Raw genomic sequence first — 9,327 nt, forward strand, 5'->3', positions numbered from 1 at the left:
GCGGACGCGACCAGACGATGTCCAGCGACCGATCCTGCTTCGCCAGCGTGATCCGGCCGTCCCGGAACGAGAAGCAGTTCCGGAAGTAGGTTGCCGCGTCGGTGGTCTTTCCCTTCTTCTTGAAGGTCGGGTAGCCGGCCCGTTTCTGCCAGAAGTTCACGTAGGCGGTCTGAAGGTTCCGCAGTGTCGCCTGCAACGGGCCTTTTGACGGCTCGGCGAGCCACACCGTTTCCGGGTCCTGCTTCCAGGCGGTGAGCATCCGGTCTGTTTCGGCGTGGGTGACCCGGCGTTGTTCCTGAAACCAGGCCCTGTGCCGCTCGGCCAACGCCCGGTTGTACACGTAGCGGACACAGCCGAAAGTGCGGGAAAGCTGCGCAACCTGTTCCGGGGTCGGGTAGAAGCGGTAGCGGTACGCCCGCTTCACCACCCGACTTCCCACACCTGAAAGAATACACCGTGCCGCTGCCATCCTGGCGCCGGAGTTGACGCGCTGACCCCGCCCTGAAGGACGGGGCCCGCGCGCTACGTTCTTCGGTCACGCCGCTCACATCCGGAAGACGCCGTAGCCGACCGGGTCCAGCGGGGCGTTCGCCGCCACCGACAGGCCCAGGCCGAGCACCATGCGGGTGTCCGCCGGGTCGATCACCCCGTCGTCCCACAACCGCGCCGTCGAGTAGTACGGGCTGCCCTGCTCGGCGTAGCGGTCGAGGATCGGCGCGCGGAAGTCCGCCTCGTCCGCGTCGCTCCACTCGACCCCGGCCGCGTCGGCCTGGTCGCGCCGCACGGTCGCGAGCACCGCCGCCGCCTGCTCGCCACCCATCACCGAGATCCGCGCCGTCGGCCACATCCACAGGAACCGCGGCGAGTACGCCCGGCCGCACATCGAGTAGTTGCCGGCGCCGAACGAGCCGCCGATGACGACGGTGAACTTCGGCACTCGCGCGCAGGCCACCGCGGTGACCATCTTCGCGCCGTGCTTGGCGATGCCCGCCGCCTCGTACTCACGGCCGACCATGAAACCGGTGATGTTCTGCAGGAACACCAGCGGGATCCCGCGCTGGTCGCACAGCTCGATGAAGTGCGCGCCCTTGAGCGCCGACTCCCCGAACAGCACCCCGTTGTTCGCGATGATCCCGACCGGATGGCCGTGCAGGCGGGCCGTGCCGGTCACCAGGGTGGTGCCGTACTCGGCCTTGAACTCGGCGAAACGGCTGCCGTCGACGAGCCGGGCGATGACCTCACGCACGTCGTAGGGAGTACGCCCATCCGGCGGCACCGCCGCGTACAGGCCGGCCGGGTCGACGGCCGGTTCCTCGACCGGCTCCACCTCCCACGGCCTCGGCGCGCGCGGCGCCAGGTTCGCGACGATCGAGCGGACGATGCGCAGCGCGTGGCGGTCGTCGTCGGCGAGATGGTCGGTCACCCCCGAGGTGCGCGCGTGCAGCAGGCCGCCGCCGAGCTCCTCCGCCGTGACGACCTCGCCGGTCGCGGCCTTCACCAGCGGCGGGCCGCCGAGGAAGATCGTGCCCTGGTCGCGGACGATGACCGCCTCGTCCGCCATCGCGGGGACGTAGGCGCCGCCGGCGGTGCAGGACCCGAGGACCGCGGCGATCTGGGCGATGCCGAGCGCCGACATCCGCGCCTGGTTGTAAAAAATCCGGCCGAAATGCTCCCGGTCCGGAAAGACCTGATCCTGCAGGGGCAGGAACGCACCACCCGAATCGACCAGGTAGACACATGGCAACCGGTTGTGCAGCGCGACTTCCTGGGCACGTAGATGCTTCTTCACCGTCAGCGGGTAGTATGTTCCGCCCTTCACGGTGGCGTCGTTGGCGACGACGACGCATTCCCGTCCGGCGATCCGCCCGATTCCGGTGATGATGCCCGCGCCGGGCACCGGATCCTCGTACAGCCCGTTCGCGGCCAGCGGGGACAGTTCGAGGAACGGGCTGCCCCGGTCGAGCAGGACGTCGACCCGCTCCCGGGGCAGCAGCTTGCCGCGGGCGGCATGACGCGACCGCGCCTGCTCGGAACCCCCGACCGCCGCGGCCGCCAGGCGCTCCTGGAGATCCGTCACGGCGTGCCAGTGGCCCTCGGCGTTACGCCGCGCATGCTCACCGGCCGCGTCCACCCGGCTGGTGAGCACCGGCATCGCCGCGGCACGCCGCGCCCCGGCGGCGAATCCCGCGTGCATCGTGGTCACGGCGACCCCCCAACAACGACGACAACCACCCTGCCAAACCCACATCTTCCCAGGTCAACCGCGCCCATCGAGGCCGGGGAATGGCCGTGTCCGCCGTCGCCACGAATTGCACCGGTTGACCCCACTGCGGCCTACCATAGCGGCAATGGCCGGAAACGTCGGTGGCACGGCCTCATTCCTCCGGTTAGCCGCCGTCATCCATCCGGCTTCGCCCTCGTCCACGGGCACAGTAGCGCGCGGCCGTCGCCACGCCCCCCATCGGCATCCACACACACGGTCCCGCCCGCGCCATACGTCGCGGCCCACCCGCCATCGACGCATCATCGACGCGGTGGCGACGCGTCATCGAGACCCCACCCCGCCGGCGCGCCGGCCACGTGTGCGGCGCGCCGGCGGGGTGTCAGTGACCTCGGGTCACAGGTAGAGGCCGTGGCTGGTGTCGGTGCGGGTCGGGCGGGGCAGGCCGTGGCCGTCGCGCAGGGCGAACAGCTCGGCGAGGGTCATCGTCGAGCCGACGCCCTCGTTGGAGCCGAGCCACGACACCGCCTCGGCGTGCGGCAGCGCCCCCACCTCGATCTGCGCCAGGCAGCGCCCGGGGCGGACGACAGCCGGGTGCAGGCGGAACAGGTCCTCGTTGGTGGTCAGCGCGACGAGGACCTCGCGGCCCTGCCCGACCAGGCCGTCGGTCAGGTTGAGCAGGCGGGACAGCTGCTGGCCGGTCGAGCCGCGGCCGTCCCCGCGGATCAGCTCGTCGCAGTCCTCGATGACCAGCAGCCGCCAGCGCCGGCCCACCGGCTGCCCCATCCGGTCCTCGGCGGACTCCGATGCCGCCCCGTCGTGCGAGGCCGCCCCGTCGTGCGAGGCCGCCGTCCCGTCCGGAGCCGGGCCGGCCTCGGCGTCGTCGGAGTCCGCGTCGTCGTCGAAGCCGATCGCGACCTCCATCAGGTACGCGGGATCGGCGAACAACGACTCGGGGTCGAGCACACAGTCGACCTGGCACCAGGAGCGCCACTCGTGAGCGAGCGCCCGCAGCACCGTCGTCTTGCCGGTGCCCGCCGGGCCGTGCAGCAGAAGCAGCCGCCCGACGACGGACTCCCGGCGGACCGTCATCAGCTTGTCGAGCGAGCCGACGGCCGTCGACGCGTAGTTGGCACGGATCGACGACCAGCTGGTCGTCGCCGTGCGCCGGCTGGTCCGGATCGGCCCGCGCTGGCTGGACAGATACCAGAACCCCATGGTGACGGCGGCGTCCGGGCCCGGTTCGGCCGTGGAGGTGCGCAGCACGTCCTCGAGCACGCCCCGGGCGAGCTGCTCGGTGACCGCGGTGACGGTCACCTCGCCGCCGCCGCCGCGCCAGCGCACCGCCCGTACCGTCCACCCCTCGCCGACGGCGAGCCGGGAGTCACGGGCCTCTTCGACGACGGAGCGCAACACCCGTGCTCCGGTAGGCAACAGGGTCGCGCCCGGACGGAGCCGATCGACCCGCGCACTGCGGGCCCACGGCTGTTCACCGGTCGTGAAAGGAGCAAGCGCGAGCGCGTCGACGACGTCGTACGGGGTGTCCGAGTCGTCGAGGCCGACGACGAACGGAAGCTTCATCCCTCCGCTCAGCGACTCGGAGACCATGCAGGACTTGGGAAGCGACGCCTTCTGGTTTGGAACTGACACGCCCTCGATGGTCGCGGACGCGCCGGGATTCCACCATCCCGTTACGGGATTTACCCCGCCACGTCACCCCCCGCGTGTCCCCCGGGACCGTCCGGCGCGCCTACCCGTCGCATTCGACATCTCACTGCAAGCTGATATACGGAGGTGGTCGATGGTGTTCGGTGGACGTCTGGTTCCCGGTCGCGGACGTGGTGCGACCCGCATGGGCTCGGTCACGCCCACAGCGGACGCGGAACCGCCCACGCCCGCGGCTCCCCCTTCGCCGCAGGCGGAACCGGCGCCGCCCCTGGGGCCGTTCGACGTCGCCGATCTGCCGGACGACGGTCGGCAGCGGGCGGACTTCGGCGCCCTGCTCATCCCCAGGGTGGCCGGAACGTGGATACGCCTGTCGCTGGACGGCCCCGTTCCCATGCTGGTGGCGACGGACGGCACCTCCATCCTGGAGCTGTCGGTGTTCGCCGCCCCGCGCGGCGAGGGACTGTGGGCCACGATCCGCGCCGGCCTGCTCGCGGGCGCGGGCGGCGGCCCCGCGGCTGAGGAGACCCAGACCGGCGAGCCCGGTCCCCGGACGGATGAACCCGAACCTGACCTGGACGCGCCGGAACCCACGAGCGCCGAGGCGGAGGCCGACCTCGCCGCCCAGACCGCCAGCGATGCCGGGGCCGCCAGCGATGCCGGGGCCGCCGACGATGCCGGGGATGCCGGGGAGATCGAGGTCATCGGGCCGCGAGGACCGGAGCTGCGGGTGTCGATCGACACGGAGAACGGGCCGGTGTTCGCCCGCATCGTCGGCGTCGACGGGCCGCGATGGTTCCTGTGCGCCGTGTACACCGGACCGGCGGCCGTGGATCCGTCGGCGGCGCCGGAGCTCGACGAACTGTTCGCGGCGAGCGTCGTCGTCCGTGGGGACCTCCCCTTGCCGGTGCGCGAGCCGCTCGCGCTGCTCCCGCCGGACCGGCGCGGCGAACAGGTCCTCGAGATCCCGGCGCAGCGGGCGGGCTCGGAGGTCATCCGGCTCGGCTGAACCGCCTCACGGCAGGCCGTCTCAGGGCAAGCCGTCTCAGGGCAAGCCGCCTCAGGGCAGGCCGTCTCACGCCAGGCCGGTGTACTCGACGGTCGCCAGCGCGAGGCGCACGTACCGCTCGATCAGCTGGTCGGGGCCGACGGCGCCACGATGGTCGTACCACTCCAGCATGGCCGTGCAGGCGGCCTCGATGCTGCGCCGGGCGTCGGCGGGGAACGGCGTGAGGAACACGCCCTCCTCCAGCCCCTGCCGGACGATGTCGCCGAAGATCTGGCTCGCGCCTCGCTCGACGACCTTCTCGCCGAGCGTCGAGCGGTCCATCGCGCGCATGAGCACCCGCTGCCGCAGCACGAGCGCGCTCGTCTGATAGCGCACGTAGTAGATCATCGTGCCGCGGACGAGCGCCGCCAGCCGGTCCGCCGCGCCCCCGGCCGCCTGCGCGAGGGAGGCGTTGACGATGCGGAAGTACTGCTCGAGCACCTGGGTGAGTGGCGACTCCCAGACGTCCGCTTCCACCGTCCCGGCGAGAGCGTCACGGATCGACTCGACGGGGCTGTAGCCGAGATACGATGAGATGTCCCGGAACGACACCTCGTCCGGACCAAGGTCGACGAACAGCTCCGCCGCGGCGCGATAGATCTCCTTCCGGCGCTCCGGCACGGCGCTGCGCTCCACGTGCGCCAGCGTAGTCCCGCGACCCCGCTCCGAGCACGCCCGGATGTGAGGCTGCGCCGGACATCGCCCGAAGATCACCGGAATCCGATGCTCACGTCCGTCAGCTGCTAATCTGCCTGCCCGTGCCCGATTCCGCCCGCCTGCCCGTCGGTGTGGCCGCCGCCGCCGTCGCCATTGGCCCCGCTGTCGCGGCCGTCACTGCTGGCGCTGCCCCCTGGACCGCCGGCACTGCCCCCTGGACTGCCGCCAGGCGGCGCGGGTGACCGTCCACTTCATCGGGGCGGGGCCGGGAGCCGCCGACCTCATCACCGTCCGCGGCCGCGACCTGATCGCCGCGAGCCCCGTCTGCCTGTACGCCGGCAGTCTCGTGCCCGCCGACCTGCTGGCGTACTGCCCGCCCGGCGCGACGCTCGTCGACACGGCCCGGATGACCCTGGACGACATCACCGCCCACCTGTGCGACGCGCACGCCGCCGGCCTGGACGTGGCCCGGCTGCACTCCGGCGACACGTCCCTGTACAGCGCGCTGGCCGAGCAGATGCGCCGCCTGGACGCGGCCGGGGTGCCCTATGACGTCACGCCCGGGGTGCCGGCGTTCGCGGCGGCCGCCGCGTCACTGCGCCGGGAGCTGACCGTGCCCGGCGTCGCGCAGAGCGTGGTGCTGACCCGGACGTCGGTGGTGTCCAGCCCGATGCCCCCCGGCGAGGACCTGGCGACGCTGTCCCAGTCCCGCGCGACCCTGGTGCTGCACCTGGCGGTGCACCGGATCGAGGAGCTCGTCGCCGAGCTGGTGGCGGCCTACGGCGCCGACTGCCCCGCCGCCGTCGTCGCCTGGGCGAGCCGTTCCGACGAGGTGCTGCTGCGCGGCACCCTCGCCGACATCGCCGCCCAGTCCCGCGCCGCCGGCCTGACCCGCACCGCCGTCGTCATCGTCGGCCGGGCGCTGGCCGCCGACGGCTTCCGCGACAGCTTCCTCTCCATCGCCGTGACCGCGTTCCCGCCGATCGCAACCACGTCACCCGACGCCCTCGGTCCCGCGGGACCGTGGGCGAGTGGGGCGAGGGAGGGGGCGTGACGCGCCGGGTGCTTGTGCTGGGCGGGACCGGGGAGGCTCGCCGGCTGGCCACAGCCCTGGTCGGCGCCGGAGCCGGGGCCGGGGCCGGCGAAGTGCTCGAGGTGCTGTACTCGCTGGCGGGGCGAGTGCGCGAGCCGGCGGTGCCGCCGTCGTGCGAGGTACGCGTCGGCGGGTTCGGCGGCCCGGACGGCCTCGCCGCGCTGCTGCGCGCCAGGCGGATCACCGCGATCATCGACGCGACCCATCCGTTCGCCGCCAGGATGAGCGCCTCGGCCGCCACCGCGTCGGCCGCCACCGGCGTCCCGTTGCTGGTCCTGCGCCGCCCCGGCTGGCAGGAGCAGCCTGGCGACGACTGGCGCCGCGTCCCCGCCCTGCCCGCCGCCGTCGCCCTCCTCGACGCCCTCGCTCCCGCCTCCGCCAGCCAACCCGGCGCCGATGCAGGTCAGTCCACCGCGACGCTCCGCGTGTTCCTGACCACCGGGCGCACCGACCTCGCGCTGTTCGCCTCGTTGCACCGGCCGTGGTTCCTGTCCCGCAGCGTCGAGCCACCCGACGGCCCGGTACCGCCGCGCCTGACGGTGATCCTGGACCGCGGCCCTTTCGACGTCGCCGCCGAGACGGAGCTGCTGCGCCGCCATGCCATCGACGTCCTCGTCACCAAGGACAGCGGCGGCACGATGACCGCCGCCAAACTCACCGCCACCCGCCACCTCGGCGTCCCCGTCATCATGATCGACCGTCCGCCGACCCCGCCTGGCGTCGGTGTGGTCGGCTCGGTCGGCGACGCCGTCGCCTGGCTCACCACCCACGCGACCACGCCCGGCAAGCGGTAGCCCCGGGCCACGATCAACGCCCTCACCAGCCGCCCGACGCGTTCCGCGGACCGCGAGGGCGCGCAGAGGCTCCTGGCACGGACGGCGGTACGGACTGCGGTACGGACTGCGACGCCTCAAGCGGGCATCAGGCCTGTCGGATACGGAGCAGGCTGTGCGCGGTGTCGACAAGGGTCGTGATGGTGTCGCGGGATGTCCATCCGAGAACCGTGCGGGCCTTGTCGGTGTGCAGGACGGGAATCCGGCCCAGCTGGTTGACCGAGTCCCGCAGCGCGGGATTCGAGCGAGCCGCCTCGCGCACCTCGTCGGGGGTCAGTTCCCGGGTGGGAACGCGGGCTGCGGCGGCGCCCAGGTGCTCGGCCAGGATCTGGGCCAGCCGGAGGAAGCTGATCGCGGTGCCACCGCTGGCAAGGAACCGTTGGCCCGCCGCGGCGGGATGCGTCATCGCCCGCACGTGAATGTCCGCGACATCACGAACATCCACCACACCGAACGACAGCGGCGGGGCGACCGGCATCGCGCCGTCCAGCATTGCCCTGACCAGACCGGTCGAGGCGGACATGTGCGTGCCGAGGAGCGGGCCGAAGATCCCGCTCGGGTTGATCACTGACAGGTCCAGGCCACCGCCCTCGGCCGCGACGAAGTCCCAGGCCGCGCGTTCGGCGATCGTCTTTGACCTGACGTACGGCGTATTCTCCTCGGCCGGGTCGGTCCAATCGGTCTCGTCGTATTCACTGCCGGGCCTGCCGCTGTATCCCACCGCCGCGAACGACGACGTCAACACCACCCGCCGGACGCCAGCGTCGCGAGCGGCCCGCAGGACGCGCAGCGCACCGTCCCTCGCGGGGATAATCACATCCTCCGGGTTGTCCGGCTGCATGGCCGGAAACGGCGACGCGACGTGCAGGACGTAGGTGGCCCCGGCGACAGCATCACCCCAGCCCGCGTCGGCGGACAGATCCGCTCTGACGATCTCCAACCGGTCGGTGGGCTCAGCGACCATCGCCCGCAGGTCCGCCTCTCGACTCGGATCGCGGACAGTCGCCCGCACCCGGTAGCCGTCGGCGAGCAGCCGGCGGACCGTATGCGACCCGACGAAGCCGCTCCCGCCGGTCACGAGAACCAGATCGGCGTCGTCCGCGCATCTTCTCCCGGCGCTGGTCGCTGATTCGGCCATCATCGTCTTCCCTCACCATGAACGCATTTCCGACGTGATCGGCCCGATCTCGGTGATGGCGCGCCTCTCAGCGGCGGTGTCGCCGCGTTCCCGTGCGGACCACAGGTCGGCCTTGAGCTGGAGATAACGCGTTCGCACCCGCATGCGCTCGATCTCCTCGGCCGCGCGGTCGGCATTGCACTGGAACAGCTCGCGCAGCCGGGTCGCGTCGCTGATGTCGAGGTGGCGGAGGTAGGCACGCATGTCCCGCACGCTCACTCCGGTCGCCCGCAGACACGCCAACGCCTCGATCGTCTCCACCGCGGCGGGGCTGTACCGCCTGTGGCCACTGCTTCCGTCACGGTCCACCGCGTCGATCAGGCCGATCCTCTCGTAGTACCGCAGGGTCGGCTCCGACAGTCCACTCAGCCTCGACACCTCCTGGATCGTCAGGGGCGGGGCGTCGTCAACCCGGTCGATCGCTGCCATGGACCCAGTCTGCGGAACCTCAAGCGCTTCAGGTCAACCCACACGCAGACACCTGCGCAATGGGCTACCTACCGATCCCTGGTCGGCGGGGACGGCCCGCGAACCCCGACGACGATCGTGATCCACGCGCTACACGGGGTAGCACGACTCATCGAAGACACCCGCCGGACCTCACGCCGCCCCACCCGGCCGCTACCAGCGCAG

Annotated in this window: 9 protein-coding genes; 3 read left to right on the plus strand and 6 right to left on the minus strand. The window is 72.1% G+C overall.

The features are described 5' to 3' along the window. The 3 genes from C1A33_RS14075 to C1A33_RS14085 all read right to left on the minus strand — a co-directional run. Positions 1 to 427, minus strand: a 427-nt coding sequence (locus C1A33_RS14075; RefSeq protein WP_165818382.1) for an RNA-guided endonuclease InsQ/TnpB family protein, incomplete at its 3' end; no start/stop codon positions are given. A 117-nt stretch (positions 428 to 544) separates the two neighbouring features. Then, on the minus strand, positions 545 to 2,194 hold the full coding sequence (locus C1A33_RS14080; RefSeq protein WP_101831975.1) for a carboxyl transferase domain-containing protein: 1,650 nt from the start codon (positions 2,192 to 2,194) through the stop codon (positions 545 to 547). 423 nt (positions 2,195 to 2,617) lie between these two features. Continuing rightward, a complete protein-coding gene (locus C1A33_RS14085; protein WP_101831971.1) occupies positions 2,618 to 3,871 on the minus strand; it encodes a DUF5925 domain-containing protein in 1,254 nt (417 codons plus the stop codon). A 202-nt stretch (positions 3,872 to 4,073) separates the two neighbouring features. Here C1A33_RS14085 and C1A33_RS14090 point away from each other — a divergent pair, with 202 nt between their 5' ends. Then, complete coding sequence (locus C1A33_RS14090) at positions 4,074 to 4,895, plus strand: DUF3710 domain-containing protein (RefSeq protein WP_243407532.1); 822 nt, start codon at positions 4,074 to 4,076, stop codon at positions 4,893 to 4,895. Between the two features lie 66 nt (positions 4,896 to 4,961). On the opposite strand, the gene C1A33_RS14095 is transcribed toward C1A33_RS14090, so the two are convergent. After that, entirely contained in the window at positions 4,962 to 5,570 is a 609-nt protein-coding gene (locus C1A33_RS14095; protein ID WP_243407533.1) for a TetR-type transcription factor C-terminal domain-containing protein, read from the minus strand. 259 nt (positions 5,571 to 5,829) lie between these two features. Here C1A33_RS14095 and cobM point away from each other — a divergent pair, with 259 nt between their 5' ends. Together cobM and C1A33_RS14105 are read left to right on the plus strand one after the other, a co-directional pair. Beyond that, entirely contained in the window at positions 5,830 to 6,645 is an 816-nt protein-coding gene (cobM, locus tag C1A33_RS14100; RefSeq protein ID WP_101831972.1) for a precorrin-4 C(11)-methyltransferase, read from the plus strand. Beyond that, a complete protein-coding gene (locus tag C1A33_RS14105; protein WP_101831978.1) occupies positions 6,642 to 7,478 on the plus strand; it encodes a cobalt-precorrin-6A reductase in 837 nt (278 codons plus the stop codon). The genes cobM and C1A33_RS14105 overlap by 4 nt, the downstream gene beginning before the upstream one ends. A gap of 127 nt (positions 7,479 to 7,605) precedes the next feature. Here C1A33_RS14105 and C1A33_RS14110 read toward each other — a convergent pair whose 3' ends face one another. Both C1A33_RS14110 and C1A33_RS14115 read right to left on the minus strand, forming a co-directional pair. Next, the gene (locus C1A33_RS14110; protein WP_243407534.1) at positions 7,606 to 8,658 is read right to left on the minus strand and encodes an SDR family oxidoreductase; all 1,053 of its coding nucleotides are present in this window, start codon (positions 8,656 to 8,658) and stop codon (positions 7,606 to 7,608) included. 9 nt (positions 8,659 to 8,667) lie between these two features. Continuing rightward, a complete protein-coding gene (locus C1A33_RS14115; RefSeq protein WP_101831974.1) occupies positions 8,668 to 9,123 on the minus strand; it encodes a MerR family transcriptional regulator in 456 nt (151 codons plus the stop codon). Positions 9,124 to 9,327: the final 204 nt, after the last annotated feature.

It is taken from the genome of Frankia canadensis, from assembly GCF_900197875.1.
Lineage (GTDB): Bacteria > Actinomycetota > Actinomycetes > Frankiales > Frankiaceae > Frankia > Frankia canadensis.

What these genes read in the sequence shown, in the direction of transcription:
- C1A33_RS14080 (WP_101831975.1), bottom strand. Translation starts at nt 2,194, where the DNA reads ATGCACGCGGGATTCGCCGCCGGGGCGCGGCGTGCCGCGGCGATGCCG.
- C1A33_RS14090 (WP_243407532.1), top strand. Translation starts at nt 4,074, where the DNA reads ATGGGCTCGGTCACGCCCACAGCGGACGCGGAACCGCCCACGCCCGCG.
- C1A33_RS14110 (WP_243407534.1), bottom strand. Translation starts at nt 8,658, where the DNA reads ATGATGGCCGAATCAGCGACCAGCGCCGGGAGAAGATGCGCGGACGAC.
- C1A33_RS14115 (WP_101831974.1), bottom strand. Translation starts at nt 9,123, where the DNA reads ATGGCAGCGATCGACCGGGTTGACGACGCCCCGCCCCTGACGATCCAG.